Origin of the sequence: Gracilibacillus salitolerans, from assembly GCF_009650095.1 — a bacterium.
Classification (GTDB): domain Bacteria; phylum Bacillota; class Bacilli; order Bacillales; family Amphibacillaceae; genus Gracilibacillus; species Gracilibacillus salitolerans.
Map to the genome: position 1 here is coordinate 1,390,297 of NZ_CP045915.1, position 23,033 is coordinate 1,413,329.

Here is a 23,033-nt window from a genome sequence, read left to right on the forward strand (position 1 = left end):
ACTTTTTTTCCTTCCTGATTTCTTATCGCTTGCTCCCTTTTTAGGCTTTTACATGGGGTAGTGTGTTAAAATGTTACTAATAATTCGCTTTCAAGAATATTGAAAAAATATAGGACGTGTTGAACATGATGCATGATTTAAAATCAGATTGTAAAAATTGCTTTGCCTTATGTTGTGTAGCTTTACCCTTTGGTAAGTCTCATGATTTTCCTTTCAGTAAAGACGGTGGAAAACCATGCCGAAATTTATGCTCCAATAACATGTGTTCCATTCATGATCAATTGAAAGACAAAGGCTTTAATGGTTGTGTTACATATGAGTGCTTTGGTGCAGGTCAGCATGTTTCACAAACTATTTATGGTGGCAAAGACTGGCGTGAAGATAGCGAACATACTGAAGAAATGTTTGCTGTATTTCCTGTTGTCCAGCAACTACATGAAATGCTCTGGTACCTTAAACAAACATTGACTTTAAAAGAAACACAAGCATTTCATGATAGTCTTCAAAAAATATACGACGATACCGTTAAGCTTACCGAGAAGGATCCAAAGGAAATTCTTGAAATTGATATTACTGAACATCGAGTTAAAGTTAACGCTCTATTAAAAGAGACAAGTAAGCTATATCGAGACAGCATGATGAAAAAAGGTAAAAAAATCAAAGAAACTGCAGACTTAATAGCTGCAAATTTAAAAGGATTAGATCTAAAAGGTGAAGACTTTCGTGGGAAACTATTAATAGCAGCAAACTTAAGTGATAGTGATTTGAGAAAAGTAGATTTTATTGGGGCGGACCTTAGAGACGCCAAGTTATATGGCGCTAATTTGACAGGTGCTCTTTTTCTTACGCAATCTCAAATTAATTCTGCAAAAGGTGATAATCTCACGGAAATTCCAAGTTATTTAGAAAAGCCCGACCATTGGAAGTGATACTTTTCACTTGGTGATCACCTAATTCTTCAAAATTCAAATTTATCTTTTCCTGCAACGCTTTTGATATGTACACCAAATGACCAATACTGTATGTCATCCAGCAGCATCAAAAAAATAAAACAGGCTGAATATGAGCGAACCGTAAAATAGTTACCCAGCTGATTCTGTTTTAAATATTTGAACATTCTTGGTGTTCCTTGTCATGAAAGTGGCAATCTAACGTAATAAAAATATAAGGAGCAGAAAAACACAATAAATGAGAACCGCTTCTAACCAATAAAGACTGGACCTGAAAAAGTCAAATATTGTTGTGGAGAATAATGTCAATTCAATCACCTTAACTGTTATGTAATTATAATAGCAACATATTTTAGACTATATGTTACTAATATGAGAAGCACTTTTTAAATACTTATCTTATTCTTTTTTTCTTTTATATAAGTTAACATTTCAATTATTCTTCCAATATCCTCATCAGATAATTCCTCATATCTATCCAATTTTTGTTTAATAAATTCAATTTCGGGGGTCACGCTTTTTACAGGATCTTTTATAAAAAAAGTGGCAATTGCACCAGTTACCATCCCTATCAGACCAATTCCTATTAGCATTAAAAATACTGCTATAATTCTTCCAATAACTGTGGAAGGGGAGATGTCACCGTACCCTACTGTCGTCGAAGTTACAATTGACCACCAAACTGCGTCTTGATAAGAATTAATGGAAGGTTCTACTAACATGACAGGTATGGAAAATATTAAAATTAAGCTAATTGTAATTCCGATTAACCTATCTAATCCATTTGTTTTTAGTATAGAGATTACAGGTTTTGCATAGTGTTTGCTAATTAAAATAAATCTGACAACACGAAACAATCTTACAAATCTGGCTAGTTGAAAGATAGAATCAAAAGGATTAATAGCTATAAAATCAAAAGGATTCTTTTTAATATAATCTGTTTTGTTATCGGATTTAATTAATCTAGTGATAACATCAACAGCGAAGATCAACCAAACAGAAAAATTAATGTATCTAGCTATTGGATGCGTATACCAAATTAAAATTACAGATAATAATGCTAAGAAAAATAGAAGTACCTCATAAATTAGTAAAAATTTATGTCGCATAAAAAACACCTCCTATCGTTTTAAATTTTTTTGTGAAAAAGAAAAAATAAATGTTAACAAAAATAAAATGGGTAAAGAGTTTTCAGCCAAGTAGGAGTATAGTTCTTAATCCTAAATACCTACTGTTCGAGTAAAAACTAAAAGGATAATTTTGTAATCATCCTCTTTTTTGCCTAGTTAGAGAGGGGGGGCAAAAGTAATTATTTTGCATTTTACTTTATTAATTCCTAATTGTACGAACTTCAAAAATTTTCATTAAAAATACATGTACTCGCGTATATAACTTTACACTATTGATGAAAAAAAATAAATATTATTGTTATATATCCTAGGTCTATTTTTCAATTTAAATAATACAATGCAATTGAATTTTAAATAGTAATATCATTAGTTAAAATTAGGATATTAAAATAGAACATACTCTATTAGTGAATAAAAAGAGCTGAGAAAATTGACCTATCACCCATTTGTATATGATGATATAAATACATATTTTATTGTCTCTTCAAAAAAGATTACGAATTCGTACGCACATTTAAAGTGATAATCTTTACATATATGATATAACATGATATAACAATGGGAGAAGATGTTTTTAAATGAAAGTAGGTGTTTGTTTTGTCAAAGCCGTTGTATGAGGTTTTGTACGAAAATTTAAAGGAAGATATTACTTCTGGGGTTTATAAAGAGGGAGATCGTGTACCATCAGAGAAGGAGTTATCTAAGCAATATGATGTTAGTAGAATAACAACGAAGAAGGCACTAGAGTTGTTGGCTGGAGAAGGCTTGATCATAAGACATCCGGGTAGAGGTTCGTTTGTTAAAATTAGTTCTGATAATGAAGTGGAAAACGAAGGAACGATTGAAAAGAACGTGCATGCAGCCCCACTTATCGGTTTAGTAATAACGGATTTTGATGATAGCTATGGTACAGCATTGATTTCGTCTATTGAAAAATGTACAGCAGAACAATCATGTTTTCTCGTGTTACGACGCTCCTTTGGAATGCCTGATTTAGAAGAGAAGGCGATTAGAGAATTAGTTGATCTGGGTGTAGATGGACTCATTATCTTTCCTTCACAAGGAGAGTATTTTAGTGAAGAAATATTAAAGTTAGTCCTAAATAAATTTCCCCTTGTACTTGTTGACCGTCATTTAAAAGGTATTTCCACAGCATCTGTAAGTACAGATAACGTAGAGGCCGCAAGAATAGGTACGGAATACTTGCTAGAGTTAGGACATCGACATATTGGCATCCTTACTCCACCTCCTAGCGATACGACTGCACTAGAAGATCGAATTGAAGGATTTATTCAGGCGCATGCTGAAAAAGGAGTAATTGTAGACAGAGAGTTATGGATTAATAGTATTACGTCAACGCTTCCGAATTCGTATAGACCTCCGAATATTAAGCGAGATATCGATAAGATAAAAAATCATTTGATCGAACATCCTGAGATAACGGCTTTGTTTGCTGCCGAATATTACATTGCCCTAATGACAAAAGAAGCTATTAGAGAATTAGGTTTGCGTGTTCCGGAAGATATCTCGATTATATGTTTTGATAGCCCTCCTACGCATATTGGTGAATTTCAATTGACGTACCTAGCACAAGATCAGGAAAAAATGGGACGAAAAGTATTTGAACTCCTAATGAAGCTTCAGAATAAAAACGATCAAGATATACAACCAAAACGAGTGTTATTAGATGCTAGTTTAGTAATCGGAAACTCTACTGCTCCTGTATCAATAAAAAAATAATCCTGAAAATGCGACTCTCAAGTTAAGTCGCATTTTTTAGTGTCCACAAAAAATAATTTTGATGATCTTCTATATTTTAGCTAAGCACTGCTTATACCAGATGTAATTAAAAAATATTTCAAATGTAATATTAATTTGGTTATTGACATATCAATAATATCAATTATACTATTTGTAAATGTATCACTAAAGGAGGTGAAAATTATAGATGACAACAAACACACTACCCGCATCCATGTTAGCAATGATGGATCAAGTAACCAACGATTTATCCCATCGACCAAAGTTAGCAACCATGTTTTGTAATTGCTTTAAAAACACCATTCAAACAACGGTAGAACAGCTTCAAGACAAATCCACTTTTATTATTACAGGAGATATTCCAGCGATGTGGTTAAGAGATTCCACAGCACAAGTAAAGCCCTATTTACCACTTGCAAATAAGAGTGATGAGATCGCTTCCATGATAGAGGGAGTAATTAATCGACAGATTTTATATGTTAACCTTGATCCCTATGCAAATGCTTTTAATAAAGAGGCAACAGGTGCAGGACATCAAAATGATATAACAGATATGTCAGACTGGATTTGGGAAAGAAAATACGAAATAGACTCATTGTGTTATCCTATTCAATTATCTTATTTATTCTGGAAACAAACGGGTAGTACACGACACTTCGATCAACACTTTTTGAATGCTGTGAAAAAAATAATCGAAGTCTGGAAAGTGGAACAACATCACGAGGAGGATTCTACTTATCGATTTCAACGAACGCATGGTCCACAATCGGATACACTGACACGTGATGGTTTAGGAGAACCAGTTTGCTACACTGGTATGACGTGGTCAGGTTTTCGACCAAGTGATGATGCGTGTACTTATGGGTATTTAATTCCTTCTAATATGTTTGCTTGTACTATTCTTGAATATATGGAAGAAATTTTAACCAAAATCTATAAAGCCTACGAGATTGTGGCGAGTGTAAGCGAGCTAAAGCAACAGATCCAACGCGGAATTGAACAATATGGAATTATTGATCATCCTAAATTCGGAAAAATGTATGCATACGAAACAGATGGATATGGCAACTATAATTTGATGGATGACGCGAATGTACCGAGTCTACTATCTATGCCTTATCTGGGATACTGCAGCATGGATGATGAAATTTACCGAAATACTAGAGCATTTATATTAAGTAAAGAAAATCCATATTTTTATGAAGGAAAAGTTGCCAGAGGAGTTGGAAGTCCACACACACCTTCGCAATACGTGTGGCATATCGCGTTAGCTATCCAAGGTCTTACTACGAATTCTAAGACAGAAAAAGAGCAATTACTCACTATCTTTGAAAATACAGACGCTGGCACTGGGTATATGCACGAAGGTTTTCATGTTAATAATCCTACAGAATTTACTCGTAAGTGGTTTTCGTGGGCAAATGCAATGTACTGTGAGTTTATAATGGATTATGTTGAAAGCGCTTCAAAATGATATCTTAAATAAGAAAAAGAGGTGGCTGAGATGAAACATTGTCAGTTAAGTTGGATGCTATTACTAGGGTTATTGTTAGGATTTATATTAGTTGGTTGTAGTAGTGAAGATAGTTCAACTTCGGAAAATGATGGAGAAGGTTCAGACGACAAAATAGAGCTAACATTTTGGGGGGATTGGACAGGTGAAGGGGAAGAACAATTTAACCATATGGTGAAATTGTTTAATGACTCTCAAGATCGAATTGAAGTAGAATACGTCATTCAAGAAGATTTGGTAACCAAATTTATGACTGGTATAACTTCCGGGCAAATTCCTGATGTATTACTATGGGATCGCTGGAGAACTTCTCTGTATGCACCAAAAGGTGTGTTACATCCAATTGATCACTTCTTAGAGGAGGATGGTATTTCTGAAGATGACTTTTATGGAGAAGCATTAAAGGAGTTAAGCTATGAAGATAATTTGTATGGACTTCCTTTAACCGTTGATACGAGAGCATTATTCTATAATAAGGATCATTTCGATGATGCTGGTTTGGAACCACCAGAGACTTGGCAAGATTTAAGAGAAGCAGCAAAAGTACTAACTGAAATAAATGGAAATGATCTTGAACGTGCAGGTTTTTCTTTCTCAGATGTAGGGTTATTTAGTATGTGGATTCAGCAAGCAGGAGGACAGATGCTGACAGATGATCTAGCAAAAACAGCCTATAATAGTGAAGCAGGTCTAGAAGTATTGGATTTTTGGAGTCAGATGATTTTGGAAGACGAAGTGTATAAGCCTGGTTTTGACAAAGGACTTGAAGGGGCACAACATCCATTCATTACTGGTAAAGTGTCTATGCATTATACTGGCCCATGGGATTTACGTACTTATGAGCAATACGGTGATCAATTAAACTTCGGTGTTGTTCCTCCACCAGCAGGTCCAAGTGGTGATCAAGGAGCTGTAATGGGTGGATTTGGATTAGCTATTCCGGAAGCTTCCGAAAAGCAAGAAGCAGCTTGGGAGTTTATTAAGTGGTGGTTAGCAGATCCTGAGAACTCTTTAGAATGGGGAAAAACTAGCTTAAATATTCCTGGGAATAAAGCTGCCATAGAAGATCCATTCTTTCAAGAAGATCCATTTTGGAAGCCGTTTATTGACTCACTGGAATTTGCAACAATTCGACCTAGACATCCGGGATATCCTGTTGCAGAGGTAGATGGATTGATACCACAGCTTGAGAAATTCATTACTGGAGAGCAGTCTGCCGAAGAAGCATTAGAGAACGCCCAAAAACAGGGAGATAGGATGCTAGAAGAAAATGAAGTGGAATAGACTAAACGAAACTAATGGAAGTTCACTCGCACTTAGCTTTACTTCTAAAAAAAGTTCGTTTAATCGTTATCAGTCAAGAGCTGCTTATTTCTTGATTGCACCTACATTACTGTTATTTGTTGTTTTTATGATTATTCCCATCGCGATGGCTATTTATTTAAGTTTTACAAGTTATGACATTATTAGTGAAATAGAATGGGTCGGTTTAGAGAATTTCAGAAGATTAATTAGTGATGAGATTCTTTGGATTACTTTTAAAAATGTTGGCGTACTAACTATTTTTTATGTACCACTAATGATAATTATTTCTTTATCGTTAGCAATATTAGTAACTAAACCTTACCGAGGAGTTACTATCTTTCGTTTAGCATTTTATATGCCCACAGTAACATCGGCTGTAGCAGCTTCTATAGTTTGGTTATGGTTATTAAATGCAGAATACGGGCTTATTAATCAACTGTTGAGTTATATAGGAATTGCTGGTCCTGCTTGGTTAGCAGAATCAGCTCCAGCTATGGCTTCAGTCATTGCGGTAACGTTGTGGTTGGGAGTTGGTGGGAATATGATTATTTATATGGCTGGTTTGAAAGGTATTCCAAATCAACTATACGAAGCAGCAAGAATTGATGGAGCATCTGGATTTCAACAGTTGATTCATATAACTTTCCCGATGCTCAGGCCAACAACATTATTAGTAAGTACGATGACAATTATCGGGGCTTTGCAAATTTTTGACCAAGCATATGTATTAACGCAGGGTGGCCCAGCAAATTCGACGAAAACGATTGTTTATCATATTTACACGACCGGTTTCGAGCAGTTGCAAATGGGTTATGCATCGGCACAGGCTCTTGTATTGACATTGACCATTTTAATCTTTACAGTTATCAATTTTAAAATTAATCAAAGTAAGGATTAGGAGAGGGGGAATGAAGATTGAAGCAAAAAGAAAATGTAAAGAAATTACTCTTTTACATCTTGAGTTCGGCTATTGCTTTACTGATGGTCATGCCATTTATATGGAGCTTGCTAACATCAATTAAGCCAGATGAAGAGATATTTAGTATTCCGCTCCAGTGGCTTCCTTCCACTTTTACATTTGATCATTATATAGAAGCGTTTCAATCAGTTCCATTTGGCCGTTATCTTTTCAATTCGCTATATCTAGCAGTCATGGGCGTGCTATTTAACTTATTGTTTGGTTCGATGAGCGGGTACGCTTTTGCCAAGCTGAAATTCAAAGGAAGAAATGTCATTTTTGCTATTTTACTAGCAGCCATGATGATTCCTGGGGTTGTTGTAATGATTCCCCAATATATCGTGTTGAATAACATGCCGTTAATGGGGGGGAACGATATCTTAGGCCAGGGAGGACATGGGTTACTGAATAATTTTTGGGCTGTTATCCTTCCTGGTGCTGCAGGATCTTTTGCAGTGTTTTTTATGAGACAGTTTTTCTTAACTTTGCCTGATGAATATATGGAATCGGCTCGAATCGATGGTTGTAGTGAGTTTCGAATTTATTGGAATCTCTACTTACCACTAACGAAACCAGCCTTAGCAACACTTGGGATTTTTACTTTCCAAGCTGGTTGGAATAGCTTCTTATGGCCGTTAATTGTGTTAAATGACCGGTCATTGTACACGGTGCAAATTGGATTACAGGCATTTACATTTGATAAACAAACCGCCTATGGTCCAATGATGGCAGCAACAATCGTGATAATTTTACCGATCATTTTAATCTTTATGTATTTGCAAAAATATTTTATCGACGGTGCAAATTTCTCTGGAATAAAAAGCTAGTGAGTTTGTGTAATCGTCGGGGCAAAAGAGAGGTGAGTACAGTGTATAAATTGATGGAATGGATCGCTAAACTCGCATTACTAAATATGTTATGGATTATGTATTCGTTATGCGGTTTCCTTGTCTTCGGATTATTTCCTGCCACTGTAGCATTATTAATGGTGACGCGAGATTTAAAGCGAAATAACCAAAAAGGGATACGTGCGTCCTTTCTTCAGTATTTTGTTAATAATTTCATCAAAGCAAATGCGTACGGCTTTTTTATAGCGATTGTAAATATTTGTTTAATTTCGCTCACATTCAAGTCAGCTCACCAATTTTCGGTAATCATCTCAGTTCCGATCTTTGTCATCACAGTGTTAGCGTTTCTGATTTCACTGTTTCTATTGCCCGTGTTTACCTACTTTAAAGCATCTTTTGTCAATCACCTTAAACTTGCGACGATTATCGCTTTAGGGCATCCAGTCGTATCCTTTGTATTGTTTTCTTTATTTTCGTTAAATTTTGGAATCATTTTTTATTCCAGGATTTTAATCGCTTATCCGATTTTATTTTTGTTTTTTATGGTTAGTGTTTCAGCCTACTTGGTGACCGTTGTGTTAATGCCTGTGTTTGGAAAATTTAGCACGACAACAGATATAGAAATCTCAAGTTTAGGACGGATATCAGAAGCCTAGCTCAAATGGAATATTTAACCATATTGTTATCACTAATTTCTGTAAGGATTTCGTCTATTACATTTATGAAAAGGAGTGTTTTTATGCAATTAAAATGGCATAAGTTTACGATGGTGTCTGTTACATGTTTCATTCTGTTTTCTTTGTTTGCATCGAATATCATTAAACCTAACTACTCACATGCTGCTACATCATGGAGTGAGGAATATGATGCAACCCAAGGAACTTTGCATAACGTAGAAACGGAAAATGCTGATACTGGTTATTTTGGAAACGGATACGTAGCTGGTTGGAATGAAGATGGTCAATCCGTTGCGATTAATGTGAATGTTCCGAGTGACGGTAATTATACACTCGTATTTAAATATTCTGCTGCAGCAGGTCAGGCTACACGTTATCTAGAGGTGAATGGAGAGGGCAGCGTGGATCAAGTTCGCTTTTCCGGAACCGGAAGCTGGGGAGACTGGCAGACAACTTACCTTAATGATGTCTTCTTAACAGCTGGTACGAATACAATATCGCTTAGTTTTGATTCAGGTAAGGGAAGCGAAAACTGGTTAAATTTTGACAGTTTGCTTGTAAAAGAACAGGGAGTGGAACAACTGGTTTCTTGGGGATTGACAGAGGAAGCGGAATTAGCACAAAAATCGCTTACATCTAACTTCTGGAACACCAAGACAAATATGTTTAACAATCAATATCCAAATGATGAAAGTAACAATCAGTTCCATTATTGGTGGCAGGCTCATGCCATTGATACGTTAATTGATGGCTATGAACGAACTGGCGATTATGGTTATATCGATCAGGCTATCGCTTTATATAAATCTGTGAAGGCACGTAATGGCGATGACATTAGGAACGATTTTTATGATGACATGTTATGGATGGCACTTGCATTGCAACGTTTACACGAATATACAAATAATCCGCAGCATGAAGAGGCTGTATTGACTCTGTGGGAAGATATTAAAGAAGGGTGGAGCAGTGAATTTGGAGGTGGCATCGCTTGGAACAAAAATCAATTAGACTATAAAAATACTCCTTCGAATGCTCCAGCAGTAATTCTTGCTACTAGACTTTATGAACAGTACGGGAATGAAGAAGATTTACAATGGGCTCAGGATATCTACAATTGGCTTCAACATACATTAGTGGATCCGGCAAATGGTTTAGTGTGGGATGGTATTAATCGCACCGGCGATGGAAACATCGATAAAGGTTGGGAATTCACTTACAACCAAGGAGTTTATATAGGTGCATCTGTTGAGCTTTATCAATTGACAGGTGAACAAGGATATCTTGATGCAGCAATCCAGACGGCAGAAACTACGAAAGACCGATTCTCCAATCACAACCAAATCATATACGAAGGTGGCTCAGGTGATGGTGGACTATTTAAAGGGATCCTCATTCGTTATGTGACTGAATTAGTTAAAACAGAAGACTCCCAAGTTAAGTTGGCAGAGTGGATTGTGAATAATGCCAAAAATGTGTGGAACCAAACAAACGAGGAACCTGAAATTTTGTTTGGCTCATCGTGGGAAGGAGCAATAAACCTACCGGTGGAACTTAGCCAACAGTTAAGCGGAGTCATGTTAATGGAGCATGCTACACAACTAGAACCAATTATTGTTAGAAATGTCTCCCAGACGTTACAGGAACAGATAGATTCCTATGTAGATGATAGCGAGATAACTAGCTCACTTGCTAAAAAACTAAGTAATCGTCTTGAACAGGTAGACCATCATATAAATAAAGGAGACATAAATCAAGCAATTAAACACTTAGAAGACTTTAATAAGCATGTGCAAACAGGAGTGGAAAAAGACCAAGTAAATGAAATAGCTTACCATCAATTGCAAGGATCTCTGGATAGAATAATACATTAATTTTAGAATGCTGATTTTTATTTTCGTGAATATGTATGAATGAACGAAAAAGGAGTGGAATTTGTGGAGAAAATTCGCATTGGATTTATTGGTACAGGTGGAATGGCACAGGTACATGCTGGTCAGTTACTAGAATTAGAAAATGTGGAAATTAAGGCAATTACTGATGTAAGCACAGAGGCGAGAGAACGCTTTGTAACTCATGCCGGTTTGCGAGATATAGAGCAATTTACAGAATATCGTAATATGCTTGAACAAGTCGATTTAGATGGGGTTGTTATTTGCTCTCCGCATACTTTGCATTTTGAACAGGCAACAGCAGTATTGGAAAAAGGCATACACGTATTAATTGAAAAGCCGATGACGTGCTCATCGAAGGAAGCTGAGGAGTTAATTAAAACGGCCGATCAAGCCGGTAAGATTATGCAAGTATCGTATCAACGACATTTCCAACCAGAATTTATTTATATTCGTGATGCAATCGCAACTGGTAAAATCGGTAAACTTACATCGATCACTGCTTCCTTATATCAACAATGGTGGCGTGGTTCCAATGATACGTATTCTTGGCGGAAGGACCCCAAATTATCAGGAGGCGGTTTTTTGATGGACTCGGGTAGCCATATTATCGATGTGCTACTTTGGACATCAGGCTTAACGCCGGTCGAAGTAACGACACAGCTATCACAACAAGGTGCGCCGGTAGAAATTGATACGTTTACTTCGATTCGCTTTAAGGAAGGTGCTATTGCTGGACTAAACCTTGTTGGCTACTCACCTGTTTGGCATGAAACATATGCGTTTTGCGGTGAGGATGGTGCTATCTTCTGTGAAAATGACAAAATTACACTCCATCTTTCAGGAGAGGAACCAATTGTTCCAGAGTTATCCAAACCGACAACGAACCAGGATAAAAGTTTCATCGATGCAATTTTAAGAAAACATGACGTTCAGGTTCCAGGTGAATTTGCATTAAAGGTAGTTAAGTTTTCTGAAATGGTTTATGAATCTGCTGGCTATAAGCCTTTATAAATGAACTAGAGGAGACGTGAATAGTATGAATTTTAACATCGGAATGCGTATTCCACCGAAATTAGGTGCAGAAGGAATGGAACAGATAGCGAGTTGGGCCTCAGAGGTAGGGTTGGATATTCTTGACGTACCAAAATTAACCCCGGAAGTAAAGAATACAGTTCAAAATGCTGGTATGGAAGTGGGCTCAGTCGATGTAGAAAATGTAGCAAAACTATTTAGTTTAGATGAAGAACGTCGTGCTAATGCGGTTACTAGTCTTAAAAACCAGATGACGGAAATCTCGGAACTAGGAGGTCGTGTGATATTTATGTGTTTGGTTCCTGAGGATCATACACTTCCACGTCAGGAAGGACTTGCAATCTGGAAAGAAACGTTTCCAGAAATTGTTCGTCACGCAGAGGAAACGGGTCTTTACATTGCAATTGAAGGCTGGCCGGGACCAGCACCTTATTATCCCACACTCGGATGTACTCCGGAAACTCTACGGGTAATGTTCGAGGCTATCCCATCTAAACATTTTGGGATGACGTATGATCCCTCACATCTTGTGCGGTTGGGCATTGACCATATCCGTGTATTAACCGAATTTGGTGAAAGAGTAAATCATTGCCACGGGAAGGATACAGAAATTTTACAAGATGAGCTTTATGAATGTGGTGTCATTCAATCAACTTTTCCAGAAAAGTATCTGTTTTCGGAAGGATCCTGGCGCTATACGATCCCAGGACAAGGTGAAGTCGATTGGGGAAAAGTTGCAGTGCGTTTGGAACGTATGGGGTACCAGGGACCAGTTAGTATCGAATTAGAAGATCATCGCTATTGGGGATCTTTAGAGGCTGAGCAAAAGGGAATCGTAAAGGCTGCCGCACATTTAAGAAGCTACTTTAAATAGTAGAGTATGTTTAAAGATGACATTATGAGTAATGTAAAAGGGTGAAATAAGTGCATAATTTTAAGTTTGCCTTAAATGCCTCGACGCTGTTTCCGTTTGAATTGGATGTGATCGAGCAGATAAGAATAGCGGCTGAAGCAGGATATGATGGTATTGAATTGTGGGTTAAAGATATTGAATCCTATCTTGATAAGGGTGGTTCACTTAAAACAATTAAAGAAATTCTGGTAGACAAAAGTATATCCGTTGTTAACGCGATTACCTTTTTTAAGTGGTCGGACGTGCATGAGCCTACTAGAGTAAAAGGGCTTGTTGAAGCGGAAAAAGAGATGACAATGCTGAAGGAAATAGGCTGTAAAGCTGTAGCGGCTCCACCCAGTGGAAATATGGATGATTTAACATTAGAAACAATTGCAGAGCATTTTACTGCATTAACAACAATTGCGAGACGGATGGACATGGAAATCTTTCTTGAATTCTGGGGTAAAGCTAACAAACTAGCTACGTTAAGCGAAGCGATGTATATCGCGATGGAGAGCGGACTTTCTGATGTGAAATTTTTATTGGATCCTTTCCATATGTACACTGGAGGGAGTTGCTTTACAAATTTAGCTTATTTAAATCAGAGAAATATCGGTATTTTCCATGTCAACGATTATCCAGAACACCCACCAAAGGAACAGATAACTGATTCAGAACGACAATTTCCTGGTGATGGGATCGCGCCGACTGAACAGATAGCGAACTACTTAGTAGAAATGAATTATCAAGGTTATTTATCATTAGAGTTATTTATCGGAAATTATGGTAATCAATCAGCGTTAGAAGTTGCTACCCATGGGCTAAAAAAAATGAAACAGACTTACTTACCAAATAAATAAAAATAGGTACTCATATGGCTATTCAGCTCATATGGGTTACCTAGGTTTTTATGAACTTAAACGATAATCGTATGGCGGAACCTTGGGTTAAAGGAGGATATTATGAAGTTAGCAAACAAAACAACAAAATGGGAAACTAGGGCACAGAAATCGTTTGATAGCCTACTTCAATACTATTGGAATCCTGATCTGGAAATGTTTAATAATCATTATCCAAATCCAGATAATCGTTGCAATCTTACGTTTCATTACTGGTGGTATGCACATGCGATTGATAGTTTAGTAGATGGATACTGCCGAACCAACGACAATGAACTCGTTACAATGATCGAAAAGGAATATGGTGGTCTCGTGTTTCGAAACGGTGGTCAGCCAACAAATCTATTATACGACGATATGGAATGGCTGGCGCTAGCTTTGTTACGTGCCTATGAAGAAACGGGAACAGACAAGTATTTGAATGATGTGCAAATTCTTTGGAATGATATAAAAACTGGTTGGAATGAGCATATGGGTGGAGGAATAGCTTGGCATAAAGACCAGATCGATTATAAGAATACGCCAGCAAATGGCCCGGCTATTATTTTAGCGACAAGACTATATAAGCATTTTGGAAATAAAGAAGATTTAGAATGGGCACAAAAAATATTTGATTGGCAGGAGCAGAACCTTGTTGATCCAAATACAGGATTTGTCATGGATGGGGTCAATCGACTTGGTGATGGGAAAATTGATGCTGATTGGGAATTCACCTATTGTCAAGGTGTATATGTAGGTGCAGCAGTTGAGCTCTATCGGGTATCCAACCATGAGAAATACTTACAAAAAGCATTACAAACTGCACATACAGCAATAGAAAAATTACATGATAATGAACATAATGTGCTAAAAAGTGAAGGGAATGGGGATGGAGGTCTGTTTAAAGGGATTATGATTCGATATTTTACTGAATTAATTTTAACAGCTCCAACTGAGACAAAAGCTATACTTCACTACTTGGAAGAGAATGCGGAAACCCTCTGGCGGAACGGTAAGGATGACGAGAAAACAATATTTAATCATCTTTGGAGTGAGAAGCCGGACCTAACTAGAGGTATTGATTTAAGCATTGAGCTAAGCGCTGTCATGCTATTTGAATGTTTGGTAAGGATAGAAAGGCGTGGATTGATGAAGGATTAACAAATTAGCCTGTTCCTAAATAGGGATAGGCTTATCTTCTTTTGTCACCGTGTATCTCTGCTTGATTTAAGCCGCCGTTTAGTATTAACATTAATATTTAACGTCTATATATGAATTTTGATACGGAGTGGATGAAAGGAGATCATCAATGAAGATCAACAATATTTTGTTTGTAAGTCCTTTGAATCAAGAAATTCAAAATCTTATAGAAAATTATGAACTGGAAAAGAAATTCCGATATTTGACAGAAGACGAACTTAGAGATGAAGATTTAGAATGGGCTGATGCATTTGTATCTTTTAAAACAAGATCAAGTTACGATTATAGCAAAGTGAAATGGGTCCATTCCCTAGGAGCTGGGGTGGACAGTTTTATATTCAAAAAAGACTGGAATGAAGATGTTATCCTAACAAGAACGATATGTTCGTTTGGACAAAGAATTAGTGAATACTGCCTCAGTTATCTATTAAAAGATTTACAGTTTCATGATCAATTCCTTTACTTGAAATCCACAAAGAATTGGGAGCCTCTTACACCAAATATGTTAAATGAAGTAAAAGTAATGATTTATGGCACAGGAGAAATTGGGCAAAAGATAGCTCAGGTTCTCTCCTTTTTTGGTGTAGAAGTTTATGGTGTGTCACGGAGCGGTAAACAAAAAGAGTTTTTCAAAGAAGTATGTACAGTTGATGCTCATTTTTCATTATTAAATCAAATGAATTATCTGATTAATACATTGCCATTAACGGAAGAAACAGAATATTTATTTAATAAAGACATTTATAAGCACGTATCAAATATTGGATTTGTTAATGTCGGTAGAGGGGAATCTATTCGTGAATCAGACCTATTACAAGCATTAGAATTTGGACAGGTAAGGTTTGCAGTACTTGATGTATTCGGAGAGGAGCCACTGCCACAGGGTAACGTATTGTGGGAGCACCCAAACGTGGTTATTACCCCGCATATATCTGCTGTGACAACATCCAGTGAAGCAGTAGAATGCTTTGTTGGAACATTAGAGAATCTAGAAAAGGACAACCCTCTCCACAATAGGGTAGATGTCAAAAAAGGTTTTTAACATCGTATTAAAAAATTCCAGCCCTTAAATATAAGGACTGGAATTTCATCTATCTATTCTAACTTCATTTTTTTTCGATAATTCCCCGGTGTCATTCCTACATTCTTCCGGAAAGATCTAATGAAATTTTGGGAATTATTATATTGCAGTTTGTTAGCGATATCTTTAACAGGTATTTTCGTGGTTTCTAACCAATTTTTGGCCATTTCAATGCGATATTGTGCTACATATTCACTGAATGACATTTTAGTCTCACGTCGAAATAAGTTACTTAAATAGCTTGCATTATAATGTAGGCGATCTGCTACTTTTTCCAGTGTCAAATCTTGATCGAATTCCTCGTGGATAATATGAATAACCTGCTCTGACAATGAATGATAATGTTGGTCTGAGCGGTTTTTGATATGATCCATTATCGGATAAATCATAACTTGCTTAAACCAACTCTCTATGTCCTCTCTGATTCGGAAACGTTGGAGATAATTAATTAACGTCTGTTTTTCATCAATCATATCAATTTCGATGGCTAACATTTCTGTGAATTCTAATAGATTATTGATAAATCGAAGGATAGAGATTTCATACTGTGTATACGTTAATTGTTTATTAAATATATTATCTAGCAGCTCCGTTAATTTTTGTTCCACACGCTCCTGATGATAAGTTTTTATGGCGTCAAAAAGATCATGCTCAACTTGCTTCGGATAAAAAGTTTTGAATGAATGCTGTCCTTCTAGCGAATCAAACCAAATCACTTGCCCTTTGCCTAATACAATGGTTTGTCGCAATGCCGCTTCACTTTTTTGTAAGGCTTCATTTGTTTCTATTAGATGGAAGTATCGATTACTTATTCCGATGCTAACAGATATTTTTAAAACTTGGGCGATCGTTTCTTGTATCGTTTGAGTTAAGCTATCGAAGTAATTTTTATATTCCTGCTTGTTACCTTCTCCCATTAATACAGTTACTTGTTTATCCTCTAACACAATAGGTGTAAATCGCCTATCTTCACTTATTAACTCATTAATAATCGTGTTAATCGAAAAGAGGATAACATCATTATCGTTTTCAGTAAATCTCGTACCTTCTAACGAATCAATTTTAATCAACATCACAGAATACCATCGTCCACTATTTATTTCTGTAGGTAGCTTTTCATTTATTTCATTTTCCGTAACATTACCTAAGAGCAATTTATTTATGAAAAAATGATGCAACTGGTCCTTTTGCGATTGAACCCGTTCCTCCAATGTTTGATTTTTATCCAGAATAGTATGAATCTGTTTCGTAATTTCCCCGATTTCATCACGAGATTTATTGTTATCAGCTTCATGAGGCAATTTCATGATTTGGATAATTTGCTGAATAGGTTTATATAGTTTTCCAGAACCGATAATGGCAACGATAATAAGCCCTAATACAATAACAAGGCATATAATAAAGGTAAACCAGCCTATTGCATAGGAAGATTCTTTGAGATCATTCAATCGGATAAGATTAATATAAGTCCATCCGTTATAATTTGAGACGCGATAGGTGACAGTATATTTCTCATTATCATAGTCTATGTGCAGTTGGTTTTGGATTTGATTACTTTCTTGGATTGCATCGATAACAGGATGATTCTCTAATGAATGGCTATTCTGATTCACTTCGCTATTAAAAATCACTTGCTTGTTTTCATTCAAAACGATAGTTGATCCATTATTTTCCTCCATTAAGATCCGCTCTTGCAAGTCACAAATAGGAATAATGGCAGCGGTAAAGCCCTTATTATTGACAGAGCTTAGTGGCAACTTTTTCACCATGGTAAGATAACGCTTACAATAATTGGCATGTTCATCAATAAAAGTATCTTCAGCTTCTTGAACTAACCAGGCAGATTGATTGGTAAGCTCACTATAATTTTCTATAATTTCTTTATCTTGATTTGTTAATCTTTTTAACCCTCTATTCCTGATTAACCACATTTGTTCCTTGTTTATGTATGTAATATCAATTACTCCTGAATCAAAACGTTGCAGGTAGTTCAGTTCTTTTTTTAAACTTCTATAGAGGGGAAATTGTTTCGGTTCCATAGGTTCTTCTAGAAGCTGATTGGCGAGGGGAGACATGGCAAAATTCGTTAGTGACTGGTCCACTTGTTTCAATACCTGTTCAATCGTCATCTGAGTTTGATAAACATTATATTCTTTCTCTTTTTCTACTTTGGTTTGAATGCTGTCAGATGAAATAAGAAAAGAGAATATTCCCACCAATGAGACCGGGATGATTCCGAGCAATAAAACGAAAGATAATAGTTTTATATAAAATTGTTGTCTTTTCTTAAACAAATCATCCCACCTCCAACTTCTTTTTCTCTAGCTTTATCACGTTGCTAATCGTCCGTAAACCCCCCCACTTGAGGGAAGTCTCACTTTATAAATTTTATCATAGCCTTCGGATATTTCCTATTAGATAAATGGAAAAATAGCTGTTAATATAACAGCTATTTCTCCGGCTAACCAAATATTGAGTTATCTTGAAGCATTAAATTCTTCGATGACATCATCACCACCAGCTGCTTTCCACTTTTCGATTGCTTCATCAAAACCTTGTTCATCAATTTGCCCAATAATATAATTAAATGTTGCGTCGATAATAATGGTATCTAATTCCTCACTTTGTAAATCATATGTTTCGGAATCTAAAGTAACAGTAGGGTTTTCAATTAAATAATTTTCGTTATCCTTAAACAATTCTTCTGCTTTTTCGCGTGCTTCTAAAGGAAATGCACCTTCATAACGTCCATTTGTTTCTGGTTCACCTATCTCGAATGTTTGATATGGAATAACTTCACGGTCCAATTTACCGCTATCTTCAATCGTAACTGCTTTACCATCTTCTATGGTGTAATGCTCGTCTTCGATTCCCCAGAATACGGTGTTCGCAACCTCTGGTTCCATCATCTTATCAAAGAATGACAGGATTACTTTTAATTCTTCCTCCGTTTCTACCGTAGATTTTGGAAAGAAATAAGGATGATTGTATCCTGGAATACCCCAAATTTGATATTCACCATGCGGGCCTTTTATTTGATTGTGTACGTCTAGTTCCATATCTGGATTCAATGCAATTCCGTCACTGTAAAGCTGGCCCACATCACACATACATCCAATATAAGCACCAGCTTTTCCAGATTTAATCATGTCCTGTTGGTCAGGCTTACTCGTAACAGGAAAATCTTGATTGATGTAGCCATTTTCGTGGAGATCTCTCATGAAATTGAGCGTTTCTTTATATTCAGGAAACATAAATGCAGGTTGTAATTGTCCGTCTTGTTCTCCCCATTCATTTGGTGCGTTAAACCAGGATGCGATCGTATTAAAGGAGCCGTACGCTAAATCTCCTCTATCAGCTAACCCGATTGTGTCGTCTACACCATTTCCATCTGGGTCATTTTCGGTAAATTGCTTCATCATTTCGAAAAATTCTTCTGTTGTTTGAGGTGTATCCAAGCCAAGGTTGTCTGCCCAATCTTTCCGATAAATAATTCCTTGTCTCGATAATGGACGTCCTTGATAAAGCGAATATAACTTTCCATCCACCCGCATGTTATCTAATATTTCGTCCTTTAAATGTTGTAAATTATCATACTCTTCTAAATAAGGTTCGATTTCCCAAAATTGACCATCATTAATTGCTTCCTTAAAGTTACCTTCTATTGGTATGTTGGCAACTTCTGGCATACTACCTGTTGCAAATGCTGTATTCATACGATCCTGATAATTGTTTGCGGGTACATATTGCAAATCCAATTGTACACCGGTTAATTCTTCGATTTTTTCCTCCAGCATCGGATCAGGTGTTTCAGCTGAGTGCAGAGGAGCCAATATAGATATTTCATTTAAATCAGGGTCCTCATTACCTTCTTCACTACCAGATTCACTTTGATCATCTGAAGCGCTTTCATTATTACTACAAGCAAACAAAATGATTCCAAAAAACATAAACAAACATAAGATAGTTAATTTCTTTTTCATTTGTATTTCTTCACCCCTTTTTAGTGTTGTCTCTAGTTTACGATGACTCATTAAATTTCGTATATAATCATATTTTTGTTTTAACGTTTTAAACCTAACAAAAATAAGAAGAAAATAAGGCAATACTAATATAATGATTATTTCTAATATAATGATTTTTTTCAACTAGTTTTACTCATACACTGCAGTCTCATGATATATAATAGTGTATCTTACATAATAATAGTAGTGGTAAAACAGTTGAATATCAGAAGAAAGGATGTAGATGATGACATTGCATGAAGCTATTCTAAAATGTTTTTTGGACAAACAAAGACCAATGACTATTCAAGAAGTAGAAATATATATAAGTCAACAGCATAAACAAAGATGGAAAGATATTGGAACAACTATGGCGGATATGGTGCCAATTAATTATGGTGGAAATGCTACTTCAACTGTTCCAGGTGAATACAGAAGATTAAAGCGGTTGACGAGAGGAACATACACTTTAATTGAATAACCAGAAAGGGTTCCGTTAATATTTCCCCAGTTTACCGAATAGAATAAACCATCATTGCATAAAAAAGGGGATGTATTATTTGAAATCCAATTATTTGAAAAGTGCTGTGTTTGAACATCAATTTTGGCTGCAGGTGCTCGGAGATCATGCTCGATTTATTAACGATTCCCTTTATCCATCAGAAATAGATGATATTGAAAAGGCCAAAATGTTTCGCTCGCAGTATGATCAATTGCTTGCACAATCAAGCGCCATTGATACGTCCAATGCCATATCGTTCTCTATTATGGTTGAAGACCTAACCAAGCAATTCAGAGAGTTTAAGTTTTCCATTATCGAACGGCATTTGACAGGACAAATGGGTATTCATCTGACACCTACATTTCTTAATCACATGGTCAATGAATTGGAAGAATATTTGTTGATTTTAAGTTATCTGAAGCAAGGAGAGGTACCGCCTATCTTTCACGAATTACATCATCATCTTCTCTGGTTGTTGGATGCATCAGGTCATGCTGGCGCGATTAATGATGAGATGGATGGTGTGGAACAAAGGCTAAAAGAAAAGAGTCATGCTTTTACGGAGCATTTTAATCAATTCTATATAAAAGCGGTTGAACTGACCGGTTATTTACGCTCCAATGTTAATGCATTCCCAGCATTAAAAAGGTTCAATAATAACGTAGAAGTAGAAATCGGATTATTTAAAACATTTTTGCACGAATTGGAAGAGATGGAGCTAAGTGCAGAAGTATTAAGTACATTTACCGCCTCCATGGCTGACCATATGGCTCGTGAGGAACAATATTACTTAACGAAAGTGGCACAATCCAAGCATGCTACCGGAAATTGAGAGATGACAGTTGATGAATCAGCAACTACACAGAGGAAGTTGGTAATAAAACGATGTCTATGATACACATAATTGGAGTTTCAAATTCAGAGGACTTTAATGTTGGACCAAAAGTTAAGGTAAATGTAATTAGTAATAACGATGAAGATGCTTGGGATGTAAACTTATTAAAATTCGAAGTAGAAGTAGTTAAATAGATTTTGTTCTTTAATTAACAGGAACAAGAATTCAGCCAGACGATCATTCTATTGGTCGTCTTTTTTTTGCACAAAAATCAATTGGGGACTTGGAATATTATGTTAGTATTGAGTACAGAGATATGCCACTCTTTTTCTGTGAAATGTGCAGCGATTATTGAACAAGATGAAGAAACATGAAGAAACAAAAAATACAAAGGAGGATTATACATGATTGGTTGGCTTAATGTTGGTAGTCTAGTGCTTGGACTAATTGCATGGATACTTCCTGTTGTTAATCTCATGAGGTTTACAAAGCATGAGCATAATAATTGGATCATGCTTTCAATAATGAGTTTGATTGCTTGTGCTATTTCACTATTTTTCCAGATTTTCAATAGCTATAATCGTGTAAAGAGTGAGGATTGGTCTGCTCTTATGGACATAATGGGTGCTAAGGTGTTTGTATCAGCAGTTCTTCTCATCATTACCATCATATTAAATGTAATTACTCTGATTGTATATCGTGGCAGAACATCAAAGTAGGATGCCAAATAGTATAATATAAGATTAAAGATTATATTTTGTTTGATTAAAGAAAGATGCATTTATAAAAACTTTATAAAGATACAACCTCTTAGATTAATTCTTGCTACAAGGAGGCTAAGGAAAATATGTTTGATGAATTAGTAGGCGAAAAAGTTCGTATTGTTCCAATGGAAAGTCATCATATACAAGGTTTATATGATATTGCGAATGAAGAAAGGATATGGAATCATTTACCTAGGAACATACAAACAATAACTGATATGATGTCCTTCGTTGAAGAGGCATTAGAAGGTAAAGAAAGTGGAAGAGAATTTCCATTTGTTGTTTTACGTCGTGATAACGAAAAAATTATTGGTTCTACACGCTTTCTTGATATTTCAAATACAAATAAAAGTTTGGAAATCGGATGGACTTGGTACACTCCATCTGTTTGGGGAACACATACTAATACAGAATGTAAATACTTGTTATTAAAATATTGCTTTGAGACATTGAAACTTATACGAGTTCAATTTAAAACCGATGAACAAAATGTTAGGTCACAAAAAGCAATAGAAAAAATAGGTGCAGTGAAAGAAGGAATATTAAGAAATCAAATGATTCGAAAGAATGGCACCTACCGTAATTCTATTTTTTATAGCATTATTGAACAGGAATGGGAAGCAGTGAAGAATAAATTAGATAATATTTTAAGAAATTCTCAATAAAAGGATCTAGTTTAAGGTAATTTTCTAATATTCTGTAAAATATTACACTTAACGAGTAGCTTTAATACAATAGTGAGATCGTCAGCACAACAGTCTTTTTTTAACTTGCGAGGTAGGTTAGCATATCAAGTATAATCAATAAG

The 23,033-nt window shown here is 36.0% G+C and carries 21 protein-coding genes; 18 read left to right on the forward strand and 3 right to left on the reverse strand.

Translation table 11 applies throughout. The annotated features are described in order from the left end of the window. The first annotated feature begins 125 nt into the window (after window positions 1-125). Window positions 126-929 (forward strand): pentapeptide repeat-containing protein, encoded by an 804-nt coding sequence (locus GI584_RS06525; protein ID WP_194842140.1) that lies wholly within the window; start codon window positions 126-128, stop codon window positions 927-929. Between the two features lie 407 nt (window positions 930-1,336). On the opposite strand, the gene GI584_RS06530 is transcribed toward GI584_RS06525, so the two are convergent. Next, a complete protein-coding gene (locus GI584_RS06530; protein WP_153790697.1) occupies window positions 1,337-2,059 on the reverse strand; it encodes a potassium channel family protein in 723 nt (240 codons plus the stop codon). Window positions 2,060-2,677: 618 nt separating this feature from the next. Here GI584_RS06530 and GI584_RS06535 point away from each other — a divergent pair. The 12 genes from GI584_RS06535 to GI584_RS06590 all read left to right on the forward strand — a co-directional run bounded on the left by GI584_RS06535 (window position 2,678) and on the right by GI584_RS06590 (window position 16,081). Beyond that, window positions 2,678-3,820 (forward strand): GntR family transcriptional regulator, encoded by a 1,143-nt coding sequence (locus tag GI584_RS06535; protein WP_407647400.1) that lies wholly within the window; start codon window positions 2,678-2,680, stop codon window positions 3,818-3,820. Between the two features lie 208 nt (window positions 3,821-4,028). Then, the gene (locus GI584_RS06540) at window positions 4,029-5,315 is read left to right on the forward strand and encodes a glycoside hydrolase family 125 protein (protein WP_153790699.1); all 1,287 of its coding nucleotides are present in this window, start codon (window positions 4,029-4,031) and stop codon (window positions 5,313-5,315) included. 30 nt (window positions 5,316-5,345) lie between these two features. Continuing rightward, the gene (locus tag GI584_RS06545) at window positions 5,346-6,638 is read left to right on the forward strand and encodes an ABC transporter substrate-binding protein (protein ID WP_153790700.1); all 1,293 of its coding nucleotides are present in this window, start codon (window positions 5,346-5,348) and stop codon (window positions 6,636-6,638) included. After that, window positions 6,625-7,557 carry a carbohydrate ABC transporter permease gene (locus tag GI584_RS06550; RefSeq protein WP_153790701.1) on the forward strand — a complete coding sequence of 311 codons (933 nt, stop codon included), beginning with the start codon at window positions 6,625-6,627 and terminating at the stop codon, window positions 7,555-7,557. Before GI584_RS06545 ends, GI584_RS06550 begins: the two co-directional genes overlap by 14 nt. 17 nt (window positions 7,558-7,574) lie before the next feature. Beyond that, window positions 7,575-8,444, forward strand: coding sequence for a carbohydrate ABC transporter permease (locus GI584_RS06555; protein WP_228552356.1), 870 nt, complete (start codon window positions 7,575-7,577; stop codon window positions 8,442-8,444). Window positions 8,445-8,485: 41 nt separating this feature from the next. Beyond that, window positions 8,486-9,121 (forward strand): YesL family protein, encoded by a 636-nt coding sequence (locus tag GI584_RS06560; protein ID WP_153790702.1) that lies wholly within the window; start codon window positions 8,486-8,488, stop codon window positions 9,119-9,121. A gap of 83 nt (window positions 9,122-9,204) precedes the next feature. Then, window positions 9,205-11,013: a glycoside hydrolase family 76 protein gene (locus GI584_RS06565; RefSeq protein ID WP_194842141.1), complete on the forward strand. Its 1,809-nt coding sequence runs from the start codon at window positions 9,205-9,207 to the stop codon at window positions 11,011-11,013. A gap of 63 nt (window positions 11,014-11,076) precedes the next feature. After that, the gene (locus GI584_RS06570) at window positions 11,077-12,045 is read left to right on the forward strand and encodes a Gfo/Idh/MocA family protein (RefSeq protein WP_153790704.1); all 969 of its coding nucleotides are present in this window, start codon (window positions 11,077-11,079) and stop codon (window positions 12,043-12,045) included. 25 nt (window positions 12,046-12,070) lie between these two features. Next, window positions 12,071-12,940, forward strand: coding sequence for a sugar phosphate isomerase/epimerase family protein (locus GI584_RS06575; RefSeq protein ID WP_100361436.1), 870 nt, complete (start codon window positions 12,071-12,073; stop codon window positions 12,938-12,940). A gap of 50 nt (window positions 12,941-12,990) precedes the next feature. After that, on the forward strand, window positions 12,991-13,821 hold the full coding sequence (locus GI584_RS06580) for a sugar phosphate isomerase/epimerase family protein (protein WP_153790705.1): 831 nt from the start codon (window positions 12,991-12,993) through the stop codon (window positions 13,819-13,821). Window positions 13,822-13,923: 102 nt separating this feature from the next. Further along, window positions 13,924-15,000 carry a glycoside hydrolase family 76 protein gene (locus GI584_RS06585; protein WP_153790706.1) on the forward strand — a complete coding sequence of 359 codons (1,077 nt, stop codon included), beginning with the start codon at window positions 13,924-13,926 and terminating at the stop codon, window positions 14,998-15,000. Between the two features lie 148 nt (window positions 15,001-15,148). Further along, the gene (locus tag GI584_RS06590; protein ID WP_153790707.1) at window positions 15,149-16,081 is read left to right on the forward strand and encodes a D-2-hydroxyacid dehydrogenase; all 933 of its coding nucleotides are present in this window, start codon (window positions 15,149-15,151) and stop codon (window positions 16,079-16,081) included. Between the two features lie 53 nt (window positions 16,082-16,134). On the opposite strand, the gene GI584_RS06595 is transcribed toward GI584_RS06590, so the two are convergent. Both GI584_RS06595 and GI584_RS06600 read right to left on the reverse strand, forming a co-directional pair. Then, entirely contained in the window at window positions 16,135-18,414 is a 2,280-nt protein-coding gene (locus tag GI584_RS06595) for an AraC family transcriptional regulator (protein ID WP_153790708.1), read from the reverse strand. Window positions 18,415-18,597: 183 nt separating this feature from the next. Beyond that, window positions 18,598-20,103: an extracellular solute-binding protein gene (locus GI584_RS06600; RefSeq protein WP_100362530.1), complete on the reverse strand. Its 1,506-nt coding sequence runs from the start codon at window positions 20,101-20,103 to the stop codon at window positions 18,598-18,600. A 268-nt stretch (window positions 20,104-20,371) separates the two neighbouring features. Between GI584_RS06600 and GI584_RS06605 the strand changes: the two genes are divergently transcribed. The 5 genes from GI584_RS06605 to GI584_RS06625 all read left to right on the forward strand — a co-directional run bounded on the left by GI584_RS06605 (window position 20,372) and on the right by GI584_RS06625 (window position 22,890). After that, window positions 20,372-20,605: a hypothetical protein gene (locus GI584_RS06605; RefSeq protein WP_153790709.1), complete on the forward strand. Its 234-nt coding sequence runs from the start codon at window positions 20,372-20,374 to the stop codon at window positions 20,603-20,605. Window positions 20,606-20,675: 70 nt separating this feature from the next. Next, window positions 20,676-21,458 carry a DUF2935 domain-containing protein gene (locus GI584_RS06610; protein WP_153790710.1) on the forward strand — a complete coding sequence of 261 codons (783 nt, stop codon included), beginning with the start codon at window positions 20,676-20,678 and terminating at the stop codon, window positions 21,456-21,458. A gap of 53 nt (window positions 21,459-21,511) precedes the next feature. Further along, complete coding sequence (locus GI584_RS06615) at window positions 21,512-21,655, forward strand: hypothetical protein (RefSeq protein ID WP_153790711.1); 144 nt, start codon at window positions 21,512-21,514, stop codon at window positions 21,653-21,655. Window positions 21,656-21,865: 210 nt separating this feature from the next. Further along, window positions 21,866-22,180, forward strand: coding sequence for a hypothetical protein (locus GI584_RS06620; protein WP_153790712.1), 315 nt, complete (start codon window positions 21,866-21,868; stop codon window positions 22,178-22,180). A gap of 128 nt (window positions 22,181-22,308) precedes the next feature. Next, entirely contained in the window at window positions 22,309-22,890 is a 582-nt protein-coding gene (locus GI584_RS06625) for a GNAT family N-acetyltransferase (RefSeq protein WP_153790713.1), read from the forward strand. The last annotated feature ends 143 nt before the right edge of the window (window positions 22,891-23,033 follow it).

Coding starts and splice junctions, on each gene's coding strand:
- GI584_RS06525 (WP_194842140.1), top strand. CDS start 126: ATGATGCATGATTTAAAATCAGATTGTAAAAATTGCTTTGCCTTATGT.
- GI584_RS06530 (WP_153790697.1), bottom strand. CDS start 2,059: ATGCGACATAAATTTTTACTAATTTATGAGGTACTTCTATTTTTCTTA.
- GI584_RS06540 (WP_153790699.1), top strand. CDS start 4,029: ATGACAACAAACACACTACCCGCATCCATGTTAGCAATGATGGATCAA.
- GI584_RS06545 (WP_153790700.1), top strand. CDS start 5,346: ATGAAACATTGTCAGTTAAGTTGGATGCTATTACTAGGGTTATTGTTA.
- GI584_RS06550 (WP_153790701.1), top strand. CDS start 6,625: ATGAAGTGGAATAGACTAAACGAAACTAATGGAAGTTCACTCGCACTT.
- GI584_RS06565 (WP_194842141.1), top strand. CDS start 9,205: ATGCAATTAAAATGGCATAAGTTTACGATGGTGTCTGTTACATGTTTC.
- GI584_RS06575 (WP_100361436.1), top strand. CDS start 12,071: ATGAATTTTAACATCGGAATGCGTATTCCACCGAAATTAGGTGCAGAA.
- GI584_RS06585 (WP_153790706.1), top strand. CDS start 13,924: ATGAAGTTAGCAAACAAAACAACAAAATGGGAAACTAGGGCACAGAAA.
- GI584_RS06590 (WP_153790707.1), top strand. CDS start 15,149: ATGAAGATCAACAATATTTTGTTTGTAAGTCCTTTGAATCAAGAAATT.
- GI584_RS06600 (WP_100362530.1), bottom strand. CDS start 20,103: ATGAAAAAGAAATTAACTATCTTATGTTTGTTTATGTTTTTTGGAATC.
- GI584_RS06605 (WP_153790709.1), top strand. CDS start 20,372: ATGACATTGCATGAAGCTATTCTAAAATGTTTTTTGGACAAACAAAGA.
- GI584_RS06610 (WP_153790710.1), top strand. CDS start 20,676: ATGTATTATTTGAAATCCAATTATTTGAAAAGTGCTGTGTTTGAACAT.
- GI584_RS06615 (WP_153790711.1), top strand. CDS start 21,512: ATGTCTATGATACACATAATTGGAGTTTCAAATTCAGAGGACTTTAAT.
- GI584_RS06620 (WP_153790712.1), top strand. CDS start 21,866: ATGATTGGTTGGCTTAATGTTGGTAGTCTAGTGCTTGGACTAATTGCA.
- GI584_RS06625 (WP_153790713.1), top strand. CDS start 22,309: ATGTTTGATGAATTAGTAGGCGAAAAAGTTCGTATTGTTCCAATGGAA.